General features: G+C 69.7%; 15 protein-coding genes and 1 tRNA gene. 11 read left to right on the top strand and 5 right to left on the bottom strand.

The window, feature by feature from the left end; genetic code table 11:
- Positions 1-101 precede the first annotated feature (101 nt).
- Positions 102-1,061, bottom strand: a complete 960-nt coding sequence (gene pip / locus CACI_RS06735; protein ID WP_041540099.1) for a prolyl aminopeptidase — start codon at positions 1,059-1,061, stop codon at positions 102-104.
- Here pip and CACI_RS06730 point away from each other — a divergent pair.
- Both CACI_RS06730 and CACI_RS06725 read left to right on the top strand, forming a co-directional pair.
- Entirely contained in the window at positions 1,060-1,746 is a 687-nt protein-coding gene (locus CACI_RS06730; RefSeq protein ID WP_012785568.1) for a class I SAM-dependent methyltransferase, read from the top strand. The two genes, pip and CACI_RS06730, sit on opposite strands and share 2 nt — an antisense overlap.
- Positions 1,747-1,755: 9 nt before the next feature.
- On the top strand, positions 1,756-2,676 hold the full coding sequence (locus tag CACI_RS06725) for a TIGR02452 family protein (protein WP_012785567.1): 921 nt from the start codon (positions 1,756-1,758) through the stop codon (positions 2,674-2,676).
- Here the strand turns inward: CACI_RS06725 and CACI_RS06720 are convergent.
- Entirely contained in the window at positions 2,628-3,989 is a 1,362-nt protein-coding gene (locus CACI_RS06720; RefSeq protein WP_012785566.1) for a GH1 family beta-glucosidase, read from the bottom strand. The genes CACI_RS06725 and CACI_RS06720 overlap by 49 nt on opposite strands.
- A gap of 68 nt (positions 3,990-4,057) precedes the next feature.
- Here CACI_RS06720 and CACI_RS06715 point away from each other — a divergent pair, with 68 nt between their 5' ends.
- Both CACI_RS06715 and CACI_RS06710 read left to right on the top strand, forming a co-directional pair.
- A complete protein-coding gene (locus CACI_RS06715) occupies positions 4,058-4,714 on the top strand; it encodes a TetR/AcrR family transcriptional regulator (RefSeq protein ID WP_012785565.1) in 657 nt (218 codons plus the stop codon).
- A 37-nt stretch (positions 4,715-4,751) separates the two neighbouring features.
- Positions 4,752-5,558 carry a DUF2127 domain-containing protein gene (locus tag CACI_RS06710; protein ID WP_012785564.1) on the top strand — a complete coding sequence of 269 codons (807 nt, stop codon included), beginning with the start codon at positions 4,752-4,754 and terminating at the stop codon, positions 5,556-5,558.
- 8 nt (positions 5,559-5,566) lie between these two features.
- Here the strand turns inward: CACI_RS06710 and CACI_RS52110 are convergent, their stop codons facing one another.
- Positions 5,567-6,811 (bottom strand): peptidylprolyl isomerase, encoded by a 1,245-nt coding sequence (locus CACI_RS52110; protein WP_012785563.1) that lies wholly within the window; start codon positions 6,809-6,811, stop codon positions 5,567-5,569.
- On the bottom strand, positions 6,808-11,205 hold the full coding sequence (locus CACI_RS06695; protein WP_012785562.1) for a glycoside hydrolase family 38 N-terminal domain-containing protein: 4,398 nt from the start codon (positions 11,203-11,205) through the stop codon (positions 6,808-6,810). Before CACI_RS06695 ends, CACI_RS52110 begins: the two co-directional genes overlap by 4 nt.
- Positions 11,206-11,268: 63 nt before the next feature.
- Here CACI_RS06695 and CACI_RS06690 point away from each other — a divergent pair, with 63 nt between their 5' ends.
- The 3 genes from CACI_RS06690 to trxA are packed head-to-tail and all read left to right on the top strand — an operon-like array spanning position 11,269 to position 13,151.
- The gene (locus tag CACI_RS06690; RefSeq protein WP_012785561.1) at positions 11,269-12,366 is read left to right on the top strand and encodes a LacI family DNA-binding transcriptional regulator; all 1,098 of its coding nucleotides are present in this window, start codon (positions 11,269-11,271) and stop codon (positions 12,364-12,366) included.
- A 5-nt stretch (positions 12,367-12,371) separates the two neighbouring features.
- Positions 12,372-12,710, top strand: a complete 339-nt coding sequence (locus CACI_RS06685) for a nucleotide pyrophosphohydrolase (RefSeq protein WP_012785560.1) — start codon at positions 12,372-12,374, stop codon at positions 12,708-12,710.
- A gap of 48 nt (positions 12,711-12,758) precedes the next feature.
- The gene (gene trxA / locus CACI_RS06680; protein ID WP_012785559.1) at positions 12,759-13,151 is read left to right on the top strand and encodes a thioredoxin; all 393 of its coding nucleotides are present in this window, start codon (positions 12,759-12,761) and stop codon (positions 13,149-13,151) included.
- 75 nt (positions 13,152-13,226) lie between these two features.
- Here the strand turns inward: trxA and CACI_RS06675 are convergent, their stop codons facing one another.
- Positions 13,227-14,126, bottom strand: coding sequence for a LysR family transcriptional regulator (locus CACI_RS06675; protein WP_012785558.1), 900 nt, complete (start codon positions 14,124-14,126; stop codon positions 13,227-13,229).
- 11 nt (positions 14,127-14,137) lie between these two features.
- Here CACI_RS06675 and CACI_RS52105 point away from each other — a divergent pair, with 11 nt between their 5' ends.
- From CACI_RS52105 to CACI_RS06655, 4 genes are all read left to right on the top strand, one after another.
- Positions 14,138-15,373, top strand: a complete 1,236-nt coding sequence (locus CACI_RS52105; RefSeq protein WP_012785557.1) for a YeiH family protein — start codon at positions 14,138-14,140, stop codon at positions 15,371-15,373.
- A gap of 16 nt (positions 15,374-15,389) precedes the next feature.
- Complete coding sequence (locus CACI_RS06665; RefSeq protein WP_012785556.1) at positions 15,390-16,184, top strand: fumarylacetoacetate hydrolase family protein; 795 nt, start codon at positions 15,390-15,392, stop codon at positions 16,182-16,184.
- Positions 16,177-17,694, top strand: coding sequence for a glutamate--tRNA ligase (gltX, locus tag CACI_RS06660; protein ID WP_223297471.1), 1,518 nt, complete (start codon positions 16,177-16,179; stop codon positions 17,692-17,694). Before CACI_RS06665 ends, gltX begins: the two co-directional genes overlap by 8 nt.
- A 106-nt stretch (positions 17,695-17,800) precedes the next feature.
- Positions 17,801-17,872 (top strand) — tRNA-Gln (locus CACI_RS06655).
- Positions 17,873-17,977: the final 105 nt, after the last annotated feature.

The following is a 17,977-nucleotide window of genomic DNA, read 5'->3' as shown; positions in this document are numbered from 1 at the left end:
GATTAGGCGAGGGCGGGCGCGCACGGAATGGGGGCTCGCGGGCGCCGAGGGAAACGCGGGCGGCCGGCGGCGGCCGACCGCCCCTGGTGGGAGTCATCGCGCTATCGCTTCGAGAACTCCTCCGCCGCCTCGTTGAGCGCCTGCCCCATCGCCTCGCTGCCGGTGTGCCCGGAGTCCTCGATGATCACCAGCTTCGCGTCCGGCCACGCCTGCGCCAGCTCCCAGGCGGTGTAGACCGGGCTGCCCAGATCGTGGCGGCCGTGGACGAGGACCGCCGGGATGCCGCGCAGCTTGTCGACGTTGCGCAGAACCTGGTCCGGCTCCAGCCAGGCGTCGCTGCCGAAGTAGTGCGCGCAGATGCGGACGAAGGCCACCCGGTCGTCGTCGACCACCGCGCTGTAGGAGCCGGGCTTGCCGTTGGATTCCTGGGAGATCAAGGTGTCCTCCCACCTCATCCACTCCGCCGCCGCGGCTTCGCGCACCGCGCGGTCCGGGTTCGCTACCAGGCGTCCGTATGCCAGGAGCAGGTTTCCGTCGCGCTCGTCCTCCGGCACATGGTTGCGGAAGCGGTCCCAGGCTTCGGGGAACAGGCGGCGGGCGCCGTGGTACAGCCAGTCGGTCTCCTCCGGACGGGTCGTGGTGACCGCCGGGATGATCATCTCGGTGACGCGCTCGGGGTGCGCCTGCGCGTAGAGCAGGGCCAGGGCGGCACCCCACGAGCCGCCCTTCACCAGCCACTTCTCAATACCCAGATGCTCGCGCAGAAGCTCGATGTCGCGGATGAGGTGCTGCGTGGTGTTGACGGACATGTCCGTCGCGGGGTCGGCGGCGCTGGGCGTACTGAGCCCGCACCCGCGCTGGTCGAAGCGGATGACGCGCCACTTCTCGGGGTCCCAGGCCTTGGTCGGGCGCTTCATCGAGCCGCTGCCGGGACCGCCGTGCAGGTTCACCGCCGGCTTGCCGTCGGGGTTGCCGAGTTCTTCGTAGTAAATCCGATTCCCGTCGCCGACGTCGAGAAATCCGGTGGCGTAAGGACCCATGGGCGGGTAGACAATAGACATGGACGCGATCGTAGACCCCGACGGGGAGCCCACGCCCGAATTGCGGGACTGGAAGCCGTGGTTCGCGGCCTATGACGACCCGGAATCACCGCTGGTCAAGCGGCTCGCCGTGGTCCAGCAGGGGATTCGCCGGGCGCTGGACGAAGCGCCGGCCGGGACCATCAGGGTCCTGTATCTGTGCGCCGGCGAGGGCCGCGATCTGGTCCCCGTGCTCGCCGAGCATCCGCGGCGCGCCGACGTCCGCGCCCGGCTGATCGAGTTCGATCCGGTGATCGCCCAAGTGGCGCGCGACCGCGTGAGCGCTGCCGGCCTGGAGGCTGCCATCGAGGTCGTCACCGGCGACGCCGGCGATCCGGCGCTGTTCGGCGACCACGTCCCGGCGGACCTGCTCCTGCTGTGCGGCATCTTCGGCAACATCTCCGAGGCCGACATCCACCACACGGTCGCGCGCGCCGCGCATCTGACGGCGCGGGGCGGCACCGTGATCTGGACGCGCCACCGCCATGATCCGGCCGTGGTCCTCAGGATCCACGACTGGTTCGCCGAGGCGGGGTTCGCAGATCTGTGGCAATCCGACGCGGAATTGCCGACCACTATCTTTGTCGCCGCGAATCGGCAAGAGCGGGAACCCGCCGCACCGCCGCCGTCGCCCGACGATCAGAAGCTTTTTACTTTCATCAGGTAGAGAAAACCAATGGGGATATATAAAAGTCTCGCTCTACAGAACGAGAGCATCATTGCCGCCGGGTACTACGCGAATCCGCGTGGTGCCCACGTGGATCTGGCCGCCGACGTGGCCGCCGCCTGTCGCGGCACCCGGTTCTACACGCCCGAGCAGACGCAGCAGTTCCTCGCCGACCAGACGGCGCTCAGCGCCGGTGGTGTGGCGCGCCACGAGACCGCGTTCGAGGTCACCGGCGAGACGAGCACGCAGGCCGGTCAGCGGCTGGTCCGGGACGAAGGCGCATCCGACGTCGCGATCCTGAACTTCGCCTCGGCGCGCAATCCCGGGGGCGGCTACCTCGGCGGGGCGCGGGCTCAAGAGGAAGACCTCTGCCGCAGCTCCGCGCTGTACACGACGCTGCTGGAGGCGCGCGAACACTACGACGCGCACCGGGCGAACCGCGACACGCGGTACAGCCACCGCGTCATCTACTCCCCCGACGTACCGGTCTATCGTGACGGCGCCACGCGGCTGCTCGACACGCCGTATCAGATCTCTTATCTGACCTCGCCGGCGCCGAACGCCGGTGCGCTGGCCAAGCATGAGCCGTCGGCGCTGGGCGAGATCCCGGGTCTGCTGACCGAGCGTGCCGGACGCGTGCTCGCCGTGGCGGCGCAGCACGGCGTGCAGACGCTCGTGCTCGGCGCGTGGGGATGCGGAGTGTTCCGCAACGATCCCGCGACCGTGGCTCAGGCGTTCCGCGGGCACCTCGCCGACGGGGGTGTCTTCGAGGGCAGATTCGCTCGCGTGGTCTTCGCCGTCTACGACACGTCGGCGGCGAAGACGACGCTGGCTGCGTTCCAGGAGGCGTTCGAGAATCTGGTGACGCCTCAGTCTCAGCCTCAGCCTTCCGTCGCAGCGAGCTCGGCGAGTCGGTCGCGCAGCCAGTAGTAGGAGTCCTTCGGCGTGCGCGTCTGGGTCTGGTGGTCGACGTGCACCAGCCCGAAGCGCTGGTGGAAGCCCTCGGCCCACTCGAAGTTGTCGAGCAGGGTCCAGGTCAGGTAGCCGCGGACGTCGACGCCGGCGGCCATCGCCTGCGACAGGGCCCTGATGTGGCCGTCGAGGAAGGCGATGCGCTCGGGGTCGGCGACGCGGCCGTCGACCACCTTGTCGTCGACCGAGGTGCCGTTCTCGGTGATGTAGATCGGCGGGAGGGCGTCGCCGTACCGGTCGGCGAGGCCGACGAGGACTTCGCGCAGGCCGTCGGGGACCACCGGCCAGTCGAAGGCGGTGCGCGGGACGCCTTCGATCGGCAGGTCCTGGAACGGCAGGCCGTGTTCGGGACCGGGGGCGGCGACGCGGGTCGGGTTGTAGTAGTTGACGCCGAGGCCGTCCAGAGGCGCGGCGATGACGTCCAGGTCGCCGTCGCGGACGACGCCGTTCAGGTCCGGGCCGGCGCCGTAGGCGGACAGGTCCGGATAGGTGCCCAGCAGGATCGGGTCGTTGAACAGGTGGTTGTGGAGGGTGTCGTAGGCCTCCGCAGCCGTTTTGTCGTCGGGGGCGTCGCTCGCGGACCAGACCGGGGTGCAGTTGTTGGCGATCATCACCTTGCGCGCGCCCGCGGATCGCAGGGCTTTGACAGCCATGCCGTGGGCGAGGAGTTGGTGGTGCGCGACCGGGATGGCGTCGGTCATCAGCGCGCGGCCCGGGGCGTGGATGCCGAAGGCGTAGCCGTACGCCAGGTGGATGAACGGTTCGTTCAGCGTGATCCAGTGCTCGACGCGGTCGGCGAGGCGGTCGGCGACGAGCGCGGCGTAGTCGGCGAAGCGGTGGGCGGTGTCGCGGTGGAGCCAGCCGTCTCGGTCCTCGAGCGCCTGCGGAAGATCCCAGTGGAACAGGGTAGGGAAGGGGGTGATCCCCTTCTCCAGCAAGGAATCCACGAGCTGTTCGTAGTACGCGAGGCCGGCCGGGTTCGCCGGGCCGGAGCCGTCGGGCTGGACGCGTGTCCAGGCGATGGAAAAGCGGTAGGCGTTGACGCCGAGGTCCGCCATCAGGGCTGTGTCTTCGGCGCCGCGGTGGTAGTGGTCGCAGGCGAGGTCGCCGGTCTGGCCGTCGCGGACGGCGCCGGGGCGGCGGACGAAGGTGTCCCAGATCGAGACCCCCTTGCCGTCCTCGGCCGGCGCGCCCTCGATCTGGTAGGCGGAGGTGGACGTGCCCCAGTGGAACGAAGCGGGGAAGGGCGGCAGCGGGGCATGGGCGGTCACTTCGGGTCACCTCCGGGAGGCACTAACATGAGTCATCCTCAGGTTAGCGGGCGGAGGAGAATAGCGGAATGGAATCCACGACCGAGGGCGCGGCGGGACTGCGGCGGCGTCCCATGCAGCGGCGCAGCGCCGAGCGCTACGAGCGGATCCTCAACGTGTGCGCCGAGCTGCTCGACGAGGTCGGGTTCGCCGGGCTGACCACCACCGCGGTCGCCAAACGCGCCGAGGTCCCGATCGGGACCGTGTACCAGTTCTTCGCCGACAAGAGCGCCCTGGTCCACGCCCTGGCCGCGCGCAACCTCGAGAACTACATGGACCGCCTGGAGCGCCGCTACGACGAGGCGGAACCCAGATCCGTGGCGGAGGTGGTGGACGTCGCCATCGACGAGTTCGTGGACATGCGCCGCACCCTGCCCGGCTTCGGCGTCCTGGACTTCGGCGCCGGCAGCGAATGGTCCGACGCCGACCCGCGCGACCTGTACCTGCTCGACGAGAACGTCGAGAACAACACGGCGGTAGCCCGCCGACTCCGGATGCTGACCCCCTTCCTGGACTCCTCCCGCGCCGACAGCGCGGAGGTCGAGCTGGCACTGCGGGTCACGATGGAGGCCGCGGACGCGGTCCTGCAACTGGCGTTCCGCACCGACCCGGCCGGCGACCCGGCACTGATCGCGGAGTGCAAGAAGCTCCTGGTGGCCTATCTGGGTCCGTACTATGTGGGCTGAGGCCGTTTTGTCGGAGTAGCCCGATATCGTGGCTTTCATGACTGACGGCCGAAAACGGCACCGCTTCGACTGGAGCCTGCTGGGCTGCGCGCTCAGCGGCCACGTGCTGTACGCGCCGACGGAGCCGGCGCTGCGAGCTCGGCTGACCGCCGAGACGGCGGGCGGCGTGACGTGGCGGTGCTTGCGGTGCGCGGACTTCGTGCCGGTCGGTTCTGCCGCGCCGGGGGCGGCGGCACCCACGCCACCATCCGGCCCGGCCGAGGACGCGCCGCTGGTGAAGCGCGGGGCGGAGATGCGCGACGCCGTGCTGCTGCGATTCTTCGCGGTCGAGCGCTGGATCCGAGCACTGTTGCTCGGCGCGGCGGCGTACGTGGTGCACCGCTTCGCCGGACGTCAGAACGACCTGCGCCAGGCTTTCGACCAGGCGGCGCCGGTGGTGAAGCAGGTGTTCGGCAAAGCCGGCTTCGACCTGCAGAACTCGAAGACACTGGAGCTCCTGCAGAAGGCAGTCGACGCGCGCCCGACGACCCTGGCATGGATCATCGCAGCGCTGGCAGCCTACGCGGTGGTCGAGGCGGTGGAGGGCGTCGGCCTGTGGCTGCTGCAACGGTGGGGCGAGTACTTCGCCTTCGTCGCCACCGGCATGTTCCTCCCGTTCGAGGTCTACGAGCTGACCCACCGAGTCAGCCCACTGAAGCTAGGCACATTCCTCCTGAACCTGGCCCTGGTGCTCTACCTGGTGTGGACGAAGCGCCTGTTCGGCGTACGCGGCGGAAAGCGAGCTTACGAAGCGCAGCGACACGCGGCTTCGCTGCTGGAGGTGGAGCGCGCCGCGGCGGAGTAGACCAACGGTCAGTGGCGGTGGGTGTTGTCGGGTTGGGAGGGGTCGCCGGGATGCTCGAAGCCGGGGGCGAGGGTCACGAGGGCATGGCGGCGTTCGTCGAGCCAGCGGTTGAAGGCGGCCAGGCGCGCGGGATCGATCGCTTCGGTGTGCGGTGCGGGTTCGGCGGGGCGTGATTCGGTGGCGGTGATGGTGGCGACGTGCCAGCCGAGGGTGGTGTGAACCGGACCTACGCGACTGCCGGACGGGTGGGCTCGCAGTTCGGCGGCGAGGGGGGCGGGAAGGTCGTCGAGGGTGGTCCAGCCCAGGGAGGTCGGTGTGGCGGTCGCGGCTTCGAGGGCGGTGGGGGCGACGGAGTGGGTGACTCGGTACCAAGGCCGGGTGTCGGTGGCTCGGGCGGCTGGTTGCGAGGGCTCGGTCACCAGATCGTAGAGGGCTGACATCGCCGACGTGGAAGACCAGGCGGCGGCGTTGATCGAGCCGAGGTGCAGGGACTCGGCTTGGGTGAGCGGTCGAGGAGCAGCTGGTCCGTTGGCCGGTGCGGCGACATCGGCAGACGTGGCGGCGGCGGCAGGCGGGGCAACATCGACAGGTGGGACAACATCGACAGGCATGGTCGCATCGGTCGGCGTAGCGGCATCGACAGGCGTGGCCGCATCGGCCGGCGGGGAAGCATCGACAGGCGTGGCCGCATCGGCCGGCGGGGAAGCATCGGCAGGCAGAGAGCCGGCGGCAGGCATGGTCGCATCGGTCGGCGGGGCAACATCGGCAGGCAGGGAGCCGGCGGCAGGCGTGGCGAAATTGGGAGGCGAGGCGGCGGCCAGCGGGCCAGCATCGGCAGGCAGAAAGCCAGCGGCAGACATGGTCGCATCGGTCGGCGTGGCGACATCGAGAGGCGGGGCAGCATCCGCAGGTGGAGAGCCGTCGCTGGCTGAAGCATCAGCCAGCGAGCTAGCGGCGGCAGCGGCGCCCGCGTCATCGTCGAGCGCTGACTCCGTCGCCTGCATCCGCGCCAGCTCCACGCGGCACAGCTCCTCGGTGAGCAGCACCTGTGCGGTCCAGCGCAGGAATTGGCGGTCCTCCTTGCTGCCGGCTGTGGGGAGTCGGGTGGCGAGGTGGCCGGTGCGGAGGTCGCGGACTCGTTCGTCCAGGCGGGTGCGGGGGATGGGGGTGTTGGCGACTGTGCCGATGGTTGGTGCGTCGCGTTGGGCGCGGGCGGCGGCTGCGGCGTCGGCGGGGTGGTGGGCGTGCGTCATCGGACTGCCACGGGGATTGCTGGTGTGTACTGTGCGCGGCCGAACCACATCAGCTTCACCAGGGTCCACCAGTGGCCGGGGTCGGCTGTGGCGGGGATGGTGACGTCGAAGGCGACCTCGGTGGTGGCGCCGGGCTCGATGCTGAAGGCGGTGGCGTACGGACCGATGAAGTCCCAGGTGCCCCAGGGGCTGACCGGCATCGCTTCGCCGTCGATGCGGCTGCGGGTGGTGTTGGTCAAGGTGACGCGCAGGGTGGTGTGCTCGCCGCGCGTCAGGGTCAGCGAGGGGGTGATCGAGGTGATCTCCAGGCCGGTGGGGCGCGCGGTGTCGCTCTTCGTGCCCTGGGTCTGGACGCCGAGTTCGATCTCGGTCTCGGGCGAGGTCGCCGGCGGCGCGTACTCGGGAGCGTCGATCAGAACACTGACGACGTCCTCGATCACCGACTCCCCCACCGCCAGCTGCACGCGCACGAAGTACATCCCCGGCGCCGACGCAGCCTTGCCCGAAGGCGTAACAGTCAGCGGGAAAACCGTGTGCCCGCCAGGCTCCAGCGAAACGGGACGCGACTCGGGCTCCACACTCCAGCCCGACGGCGCGACAACCGTCAGCATCCCCTCGAACGTCGTATCCGTGTACTGACTCGCCACCGCGACCGACACCTCGCCGCCACTGCCGAGCACCGTCGGTGTCGCAGCCACCGAGACCGGCAGGAAGCCCATCGGCGCCGGCCCGCGATTGTGCAGCCAGTAGCGCGAGTACACCGGCTGCGCAGGCTCACTATCGCGGCCGAGCACCGGAGTCGTCGCCGTGGAACCAGAGCCCTGATGCGGAACCATGATCGCCGTCGAGATCTGCGATCCGGCCAGCTCCACAGAGCCGGCGGCACGCACCTCGCAGCGCAGCCCGCACTCCTCCAGCAAATCGGCACGGTCGCTCGACAGCACGCCAAGCGGGCTGCGCACCGCAACCGTCTTGCCAGTGCCGTTCGCCTCGACCAGCCGCACCATGAAGCCCAATTCCGGTGACGCGTCCAACGCCGAGCCGACCGACTCCGGATTCCCAGCCGGTTTCACAGCCGTCACCTGCGCGGCGCGCTCCGGCGTGATCGTCAGCAGCGCATGCCGCCCCGGCAGCGGACCACGGTGCGCCGCCTCCTGCCGCGCCAGCATCGGCGCCGAGAAAGCCGCACCTGCCGCGACCAGACCGACCGCACGCCAATCCCCCGCGCCACTCACCAGCGCGTAGTCGAAATCGTGCGTCCAGTGCTGCAACTGGAACGCCGAACCGTCCGGCGACCGCCGCAGCGGCGGATCGAGCCACACGCCCGACGGCCACCCGGTGCAGGACCGCATCAGCGACAAGTGCAACGCGCCCGACGGGTCGACGGCGAAACCGGGCAGACCGTTGTTGATCAAGCCGACCGTGTGGTCGTCGAGCAAAGCCGTGTCAGCGGGGTCGGCCGTGACGGCGGACAGTGAGGTGTCGGCAGCGAACGCGGCGGCAGCCGAGCGCACGCACTCCGCCGTGTCCTCCGCCCGAGCCCCCGCGATGACCAGCACCGGCAGCGCCCGCACGTCCCGGAGGTCCGCGTTCGGTACCCACGCCTCCTCCACCGGAACCGCCGCCGGAATGAAGAAGCACGCGCGCCCCTGGCTCTTCAGAAGCCCTTCAAAGTCCTGCTGGATCGTGGGATCGCAGTGTTCGAAGATCTCGGCGGCGAGCGCATTGGTATCCGGCCCGCCGATGACGATGCGAACGTCCGGCAGGTTGGAGTCGACGTGCAGCCACCCGTACCGCGCCCCCTCAGGCGTCGTGGTGGTCGCGGTGACGCCGACCCGAGCCAGTGCGACGACCAGCTCACGTACCGCGTCGGCGTGCAGATCCAGATCATCGGCGACGACTTCGGCGACAGAAATGGCGACCCGACCGAGGTCGGCATCGGCAGCATCGGCATCGGCGGCATCAGCAACATCAGTAAGGCCGCTCAGGCGCACAGTCGCAGTGCTGCCAAGAGCAAAGAACGTGTTCGCCGGGTTGTCCAGCGTCCACGGCGCGACCGCGACATCCGAGTCGGGCAGCGCGAACCCGCGACCGATGACAGCGCCGGCGACCTCGGAAACCGGGCGCGCGCCGGGGATGTCGCAGGGGAACTTCACGCGCAGCAACCGGTCGGCGCCGGTGAAGTCCAGCACCCGCGTGCGGAAGTCGACGCGGTCCAAACCGTGGTGAAGCGTGATGCGCTGCTCGTACTCGACGTCGCCGACAGTTCCAGTGACGACATAACGACGCCCGAGGGGCGACTCCTCCGCGCGTACCGAAGATGCCGGCGCACCAGCCGAGCCGACAACAGTCCCGTTCGGCACCAAGTGCCAAGGACCCTCGCCGAACTCAGGATGCTGCGGATACTCCTCACTGACCCGCAGCTCGTTGCCGATCTCGCCGGGCTTCAGCAGCTGCCGGCCGCTCACGAGCTCGACAATCCCGCTCAGTCCGCCACCGCGCGCCGGATCGACCGCGACCTCGAAGTACTCGTTGGCGATCGAAGCCGGAAGCTCGTCGATCGCACGCCAAGCATCGCGTTCCAAGCCCGAGCCACCGGCCTCGAACTCGACATACCAGCTCCGCCATCCCATCCCCGGAACGCCGTCGGCGACGAAGGCGACATCGACCCGCGTCCCGTCCCGCGCCTCGACCACGAACGGCACCGGCTCGCCGCCCTCGTCGGCGAGCCGGAGCCCGTCGATGTCGCCGCTCTCGGGCAGCCGCACCGTCACCCGCACCAGGTCGGTCCGCTCGAAGGCGAGGGTATTGAACACCCCGATCGTCCCGTTGCCCGCGCCGCCATAGGTCTCGACGTTGCGGAAGATCGCCTCCAGCGCCGCGTCGCGAGCCTCGGCGGCCAGGTCGTGCGCCTCGCGCCAGCCGGTCACCAGGTCGAGGTAGACCTGGTCGGACTCCGAGCCGGTGATCGCGTCGTGGTGCGCGCCGTAGGCCAGCTGCCGCCACACTTTGTCCAGCGCGGCGCTCGGGTAGCGGCCGTAGCCCAGCAGCGAGGCGAAGGTCGCCAGCTTCTCGGCGTCGGCCGCCGCGGTCTCCGCCGCGCGCTGGGCCTGCTTGGTGTCGATGTACGACACGTCCTTGCCGGTGTAGACCGGGTTCATGTCGCGGGTCTGCGGGCTCGGGCGCACGCCGCGTTCGGTGAGTTCGGCGTGCACGGCGGCGAAGAAGTCGCGCGGCAGACCGGTGACGAAGCGCGGCCAGACGTAGCGCGCGTTCCAGTCGCGGTGGATCGCGGTGACCCACTTGTTCGGCGGGGTGTAGTCGGTGCCGACCGGCAGCAGTGTGTTGCGGGTGGCGGCGGCTTGCTTGAGACCGAGGAAAAGGCCGTAGACCTTCTCCTCCGCCTCCTCCAGCGTCGCCGAGGAGTCCATCCACCAACCGGCCGAGTAGTGGTTCGGCATGTAGTGGGTGATCACGCCGCGCCCCGACGGCGAGATCCACTCGAACTCAGCGGGGAACTGCATGTTCTTGACATCGCCCTGGACCCCGTCGAACTTCGTCAGCATCGGGCCCCACTGGTGGTAGGGCCCACGGGCCCACGACGTGGAGCTCAGCCCGGCGTCGGCGACCAGACCGGGGAACTGCGGGTCGTGCCCGAAGACGTCGAGCTGCCAAGCGGTGCGCGGGTCGGCGCCCATGATGTCGCGCTGGTAGCCGATGCCGTAGACCAGGTTGCGGATCGTGGTCTCCAGGCCGGTCAGGTTGGTGTTGGGCTCGTTGTAGGTACCGCCCATCACCTCCACCCGCCCGGTGGATATCAGTTCCCGCAGAAGCGCGCGATACTGCGGGTACACGTCCCAGAAGGGCTTGAGGTAGTCGACCTCGGCGAGCACGAAGGTGTAGTCGGGGTCCGCGGCGGCGAGATCGAGGTGCGCTTTGACGAGATGGAACGCGTTGTTCTCCCAGACCGGGCGCGTCGTGCCGTCGTTGCCCTGCAGCTCCCAGGTCTGGGTGTAGCCGGCTTGCGTGTTCCACCAGACCGGGTCGTAGTGGAAGTGCGAGACCAGGTACATCGTCCAGCCGGGCTCGGCCACCGTGACGGCGACCGGCTGCTCGGCGAGGGTCTCGCCGTCCGCGCCGAGCACCCTCAGCTGTGCGGCCAGGCGCGTGCCGGGTTCCACGCCGGGGTCGGTCTCCATCGCCAGATCGACCACGGCCTCGCCGTCCCCGGGCGCGAGTTCGCAGGCTGCTCGCACCTTCGCCGCGAGAAGCGATACAGTCACCGCACCGTCGGTGACGGCCCGCTGGACGACGACCCGGAGGACTTGACGCGGTTCCCTATCGGTTCCGACGAAAAGGTCCATCGAGTCCGCGGACTTGATCTGGACGGCCACGGCCCCTCCTAGAAACCCCACCCGAACGAGCCACTAAAGCGCTAAAGCAGCTGGGAGTCATTAATGCCCACCTCTGGCAGCGGTGTCAACAAGCCTGGTGCCGCCGCGGGTTCCGGACGGGCGGCGGTCGTCGGCAAGAACAAGAACCGGCTCACCATCGCCGACATCGCCCGCGAGGTCGGGGTGTCGCCGAGCGCGGTCTCCTTCGCGCTCAACGGTCGCCCCGGTGTCAGTGAGGCTACCCGCGCGCGGATCCTCCAAGCCGCCGAACGGATGAACTGGCACCCGCACAGCGCCGCGCGCGCCCTCGGCGGGGCGCCGGCCGGCGCGGTCGGCCTGGTGCTGGCGCGCCCGACCCGGACCCTCGGCGCCGAGCCGTTCTACGCACAGCTCATCTACGGTATGCAGTCAGTGCTGTCCGCGCGCTCGGTCGCGCTGCTGTTGCAGGTCGTCGACGACACCGAGGCCGAACTCGCGGTCTACCGGCGCTGGTCCGGGGAGCAGCGGGTGGACGGACTGCTGATCGTGGACCCGCAGACCAAGGACCCGCGGATCGCCGCCGTGGAAGGCCTCGGCGTCCCGGCCGTGGTGCTCGGCGGGCACGGCAAGCACGGCGAGCTGCCGACGGTCTGGGCCGACGACCGCGAGGCGATGCTGGAGACCGTGCGCTATCTGGCCGCGCTCGGGCACTCCCGGATCGCGCACGTCGCCGGCACCCCGGCCTTCCAGCACACGCAGCGGCGCATCAGGGCCCTGAAGGACGCGGCAGTACAGCTGGGCCTGGCCGACACCCAGTCGGTCCCGACGGACTTCAGCGACGGCGAGGGCGCGGCGGTGACCCGGCGTCTGCTCTCGCAGCCGGACGCGCCGACCGCGATCGTGTACGACAGCGACCTGATGGCCGTCGCCGGGCTCGGCGTCGCGACCGAGATGGGCGTGCGGGTGCCGGCCGAGCTGTCGATCGTGTCGTTCGACGACTCGGTGCTGACCCGCGTGGTGCATCCGGCGATCACGGCGCTGTCGCGGGACACGCACGCTTTGGGCGTGCAGGTCGCCGAGGCTCTGCTGCGGATCGTCGAGGAGCCCGGGACGGTCGGGGACATCAAGGCCGCGACGCCTCGGCTGACGGTGCGGGAGAGCACGGCGAAGCCGGGGCGGTGAGTGATATGAGCGACCTCGATATCGCGACGCTGCAACGCCGACTGATCGACTTCGCCGAAGCGCGGGAGTGGGGTCCGTATCACACCCCTAAGAATCTCGCGATGGCGCTGAGCGTCGAGGCGTCCGAGCTCGCGGAGATCTTCCAGTGGCTCACGCCGGAGGAGTCGGCGGACGTGATGTCGGACCCTGATAAAGCCTTCAGGGTCCGCGACGAGGTCGCCGACGTCATGGCGTATCTGTTGCAGCTGGCTGGGGCGTGCGGGGTGGATGTGTTGCAGGCGCTCGCGGAGAAGATCGAGCGTAATGAGATGCGTTTCCCGCCAGGACCTGCGAAGCCCAGGTAGCAAGCAGGAAACGGGCACTCTGGACACTCGCCGCGTAGGCTGGTCCGCATGAGCACTGTGGAACTGACCAAGGACACGTTCGAGCAGGCGGTCACCTCCGACGGGATCGTGCTGGTCGACTTCTGGGCGGACTGGTGCGGGCCGTGCAAGCAGTTCGCGCCGATCTACAACAAGGTGTCGGAGGCCAATCCGGACATCACCTTCGCCAAGGTGGACACCGAGGACCAGCCGGAGCTCGCGGGCGCGTTCGAGATCCGCTCCATCCCGACGCTGATGATCTTCCGTGACGGCGTGATGGTGTACGGCCAGCCCGGCGCGCTGCCCGAGGCTCCGCTCGTGGATCTGATCAAGCAGGCGCGGGAGCTGGACATGGAGGAAGTCCGCAAGCAGATCGCCGCGCAGCAGAACGGCGGGCATGAGGGGTCTGACGCTCAGGCGTAGGTTTTCCCCTGAATCGAGACGCCATGTGAATCGAGACGTCTCACTGAATCGAGACGTCCACCTGTATCCAGACGTCTAACCGCGGCCGCGCGCGACCTGCACCAGCCACCCGGCCGCCTCGTTCAACTCCCTCCCGCGCACCCACACCGCGCGCAACGTGCGGCGCAGCGCCACGTCCTCGGCGAGCGGCACCTCGGCGAGGCGTCCGGCGGCGATGTCCTCGGCGACCGCAAGCACGCTCAGGACCGCCGGCCCACTCCCGGACAGCGCGGCCGAGCGCAGCGGCGCCGTCGCTCCCAGCTCGATCAGGGGGACCGCCGGGCCGTCGTGGGCGGACAACGCCGCCTCCAGCACCTCGCGCGTCCCGGAGCCGGGTTCGCGCAGCAGCAGCGGTTCGGCGGCGAGTTCGGCGGCGGTCAGCGGTTCCTTGCGCCGTGCCCACGGATGCGCCGGCGCCACCACCACGACGAGGCGGTCCCGTCCGACGACCGCCGAGTGCAGGTCGCGCGGAACCCACGGACCCTCGACGAATCCCAGCTCCACCTGGCCGGCCCGCAGCGCGGCGACCACTTGGTGGGAGTTCTCCACGGTCAGCCCGACGCGGATGGCGGGCCGCAGCTGCCGCAGCTCGATGAGCCATGTGGGCATCAGGTGCTCGGCGATGGTCAGGCTGGCGGCCACGGCCAGACGCTCGTCGGCGTGCGTGCGCAGCGCTTCGGCACCCTCGACCAGCGCCTCGGCCTGCTCCAGGACCCGGCGGGCCCAGTCGGTGACCATGGCTCCATCGCTGGTCAGGCGGGAGCCGGAGGTGGTGCGCGCCAGCAGTTTGAGCCCGAGCCGGCGCTCCAGCGTCGCCATCCGGGCCGAGGCCGAGGGCTGGCTGATGCCGGTCCGGGCAGCGGCTTTGCCGAGGGAGCCGGTGTCGGCGACGGCGACCAGCAGCTGGAGCGCGTCCAGATCCGGGAGACGGGTCATAGAGACAGCCTATGAGGTCTTCGGCGATCTCCGGCTACCCGGCCTCGTCCCGCGCGACGAGGCTTGGTGACGTGGGGAAACAAGGAATTCCGGGCCTGACGCTGACGGCCGGAGCGGTGGCGGTCGCCTGGTTCGCGAACCGGATGTGGCCGGCAGTGTCGCCGCTGACCGCCGCGGTGGTGCTCGGCGTCCTGGCGGCGAACCTGCTGCCGGCCGCGGTGATGAGCGCGGCGCGGCCGGGACTGCAGGTCGCCGCGAAGCAGGTGATGCGGCTCGGGATCGTGCTGCTCGGGCTGCAACTGGCTCTCGGGGACGTACTGAAGCTGGGCTGGCAGACGCTGGTGCTGGTGGTCGCGGTCGTCTTCGCGACCTTCTTCGGCACACAGTGGCTGGGCCATCGGATGGGCCTGCCGGGACGCCAGCCGTTGCTCATCGCGACCGGCTTCGCGATCTGCGGCGCGAGCGCGGTGGCGGCGATGGAGGGCGTGACCAGGCGGCCCGGCGAGTCGGAGGACGACCCGGATCCGGTGCTGGCGGTCGCGCTGGTGACGCTGTGCGGCTCATTGGCGATCCTGGTGTTGCCGCTGCTGCGCGGTCCGCTCGGGCTGCACGACCCGGCGGTGTTCGGGCACTGGGTCGGCGCCTCGGTGCACGACGTCGGGCAGGTCGTCGCGGCCTCGAGCTCCGGCGGGGCGGTCGCGGTGAACGCCGCAGTCGTGGTGAAGCTGATGCGGGTCGCGATGCTGGCACCGATGGTCGCCGGGACGGCGGTGGCTTGGCGGCGGCGGACAAGGGCTGCCGACGAACACAAGGCAGCGGTCGTGAGCGGCGCACAGAACAGAGTGCTTGCCGGGGTCGGTGCGGGGCGCCAGGTCGGATCCTTCGCCGCAGATCCGATAGACCCGATAGACCCGATAGTCCCGATCGGAACCGAGCCCGAGCCGGTGGTTCCGACAGCGGTCCCGACAGCGTCCCCTACCGCCAAGCACCCGCCGATCGTCCCCCTGTTCGTGGTCGGCTTCCTGGCGATGATCGCCCTGCGAACGACCGGCGTCCTGCCCGCCTCCGCCCTCGACGTCGGCAAGCAGCTCCAGGACCTTTTTCTGGCCGGCGGCATGTTCGGTCTGGGAACCGGCGTCCGGCTGCGTGAACTGGCGCGCACTGGGGCGAAGCCGCTGCTGCTCGGGCTCGCTTCGTGGGCGCTGATCGCCTCAGCGGCCTATATCGGAGTCCGGCTCACTTCCTGACCACTAAAATCGCAGGATGCGCATCGCGAGATTCTCCGTCGACGACGAGGTGAAGTTCGGGCTCGTGGAGGGCGAGGGCGACCAGCCCGAGTCCCTGGAGGTGGCCGAGATCGTGGGCCACCCGTTCGGCCCGGTCCAAGTCACCCAAAGGCGGTGGCCGCTGTCGCGGGTGCGGCTGCTCGCCCCGGTCCTGCCGTCGAAGGTGATCGGCATCGGGCGCAACTACGCCGAGCACGCCGCCGAACTCGGCAACGAGGCACCGGGCAAGACCGACCCGGCCGTGGTCTTCCTCAAGCCGTCCACCTCCGTGATCGGCCCGTCCGACGCCATCCAGTACCCGCTCGGCGTGTCCTTCGACGTGCAGCACGAGGCGGAGCTGGCGGTGGTCATCGGGCGGATGTGCCGGCAGGTGCCGGTGGCCCGGGTGCCCGACGTGGTGCTGGGCTACACCTGCGGCAACGACGTGACCGCGCGCGACCTGCAGCGTGCGGAGAACCAGTGGGGGCGGGCCAAGGGCTTCGACACGTTCTGCCCGCTGGGACCGTGGATCGAGACCGAGCTGGACCCCGGCGACCTGGCGATCACCTGCACGGTGGACGGCGAGCTCAAGCAGGCCGGACGCACCGTGCAGATGACCCGGCCGGTCGCCGACCTGGTCTCCTACGTCTCCGAGGCGATGACCCTGCTGCCCGGCGACGTGATCCTCACCGGGACCCCGGCCGGGGTCGGACCGATCGTGGTCGGGCAGCAGGTGTCGGTCGGCATCGAAGGCATTGGCAACTTGACGAACCGGGTGGTGGCTCGTGACTGATACAACTTCCAGCGCTCCGCACGCAGTGCTGAACACGGACAAGCCCGTGCGCGTGCGCTTCCCCCCCTCGCCCACCGGCGACCCGCACGTCGGCATGGTCCGCTCGGCGCTGTTCAACTACGCCTTCGCGCGGCACTACGGCGGCACCTTCGTCTTCCGCATCGAGGACACCGACGCCGCGCGCAACACCGAGGAGTCGTACAACGCGCTCCTGGCGACCATGCGCTGGATGGGCTTCGACTGGGACGAGGGCCCGGAGGTCGGCGGCGCCTACGGCCCGTACCGGCAGTCCGAGCGCATGGGCATCTACGCCGACATCGCCGGCAAGCTCCTGGACGGCGGCCACGCCTACCGCTGCTACTGCACGCAGGAGGAACTGGACGCGGCCAACGAGAAGGCCAAGGCCGAGAAGCGCGCTCCGGGCTACGCCGGCACCTGCCGCGACCTCACGCCCGAGCAGATCGCCGCGCACGAGGCCGCCGGCCGTACCAGCGTCCTGCGTTTCCGCATGCCCCAGGGCACGCTGACCTGGAACGACCTGGTCCGCGGCGAGATCTCCTTCGACACCGCGAACGTGCCGGACTACGTCCTGGTCCGCGCCGACGGCTCGCCGCTGTACACCCTGGTGAACCCGGTCGACGACGCCCTGATGCGCATCACGCACGTACTGCGCGGCGAGGACCTGCTCTCCAGCACCCCGCGCCAGCTGCCGCTGCACGCCGCACTGATCGAGCTGGGACTGGCGGAGACCGTACCGGTCTTCGGGCACCTGCCCTACGTCATGGGCGAGGGCAACAAGAAGCTGTCGAAGCGGGACCCGGAGGCGTCCTTCTCCTTCTATGTGAAGGAGGGCTACCTGCCCGAGGGACTGCTGAACTACCTGGCGCTGCTCGGCTGGTCGCCAGGCGGGGACAAGGAGTTCTTCTCCCCCCAGGAGATGTACGCGGCATTCGACGGCTCGCGCATCAACGCCAACGCGGCCCGCTTCGACCTGAAGAAGTGCCAGGCGATCAACGGCGACCACGTCCGCGCCCTGGCACCGGAGGACCTGGCCCAGCGCATCGTCCCCTTCCTGGCCGAGCAGGGCCTGGTCTCCGACCCGCCCCAGCCCGACCAGGCCGCGACCCTGGCCGCCGCCGTCCCCCTGATCCAGGAGCGCATGGTGGTGCTGCGCGAATCGGTGGACATGATCGGATTCCTCTTCGTCCCCGAGCACGCCTTCACCGTCGACCCGGCCGACGCCGCCAAGGCCCTCACCGAGGACGCCAAGCCGGTCCTAGAGGCCGCCGCCAAGGCCCTCGAGGCACTGCCGCAGTGGACGACCGCCGCAATCGACGCCGCCCTCCGCGAGACCCTGATCGACGGCCTCAGCCTGAAGCCCAAGAACGCCTTCACACCAGTCCGCGTCGCCATCACCGGCCGCCGCATCTCACCCCCCCTGTTCGAGTCGATCGAGCTACTCGGCCGCGACCGGACGCTACGACGGCTGAACGCGGCCCTGAGCGCGTAAGAGCCCAACCGGGAGGCCCGCCCCAAAGCCGTTTTGGCCCTGGGGCAGGCCTCCCGTATAGTTATCGACGCAACACCGCGCGGCAAGATCGAAGCCGGGTGGGCATTGGGGTATGGTGTAATTGGCAACACGGCTGATTCTGGTTCAGTTGTTCTAGGTTCGAGTCCTGGTACCCCAGCTTTTGTGAGAGCGGATCCCTGAGGGGTCCGCTTTTTTGCTGTACAGCAAGCCGAGCTTGTGCGCCGCACGCCTTGCTACTCACGAGTAATTGAGTACTCGCACT

Source organism: Catenulispora acidiphila DSM 44928, assembly GCF_000024025.1.
In the GTDB taxonomy this organism is placed as follows: Bacteria; Actinomycetota; Actinomycetes; order Streptomycetales; family Catenulisporaceae; genus Catenulispora; species Catenulispora acidiphila.
This window is presented reverse-complemented; position numbering and strand designations above follow the sequence as displayed.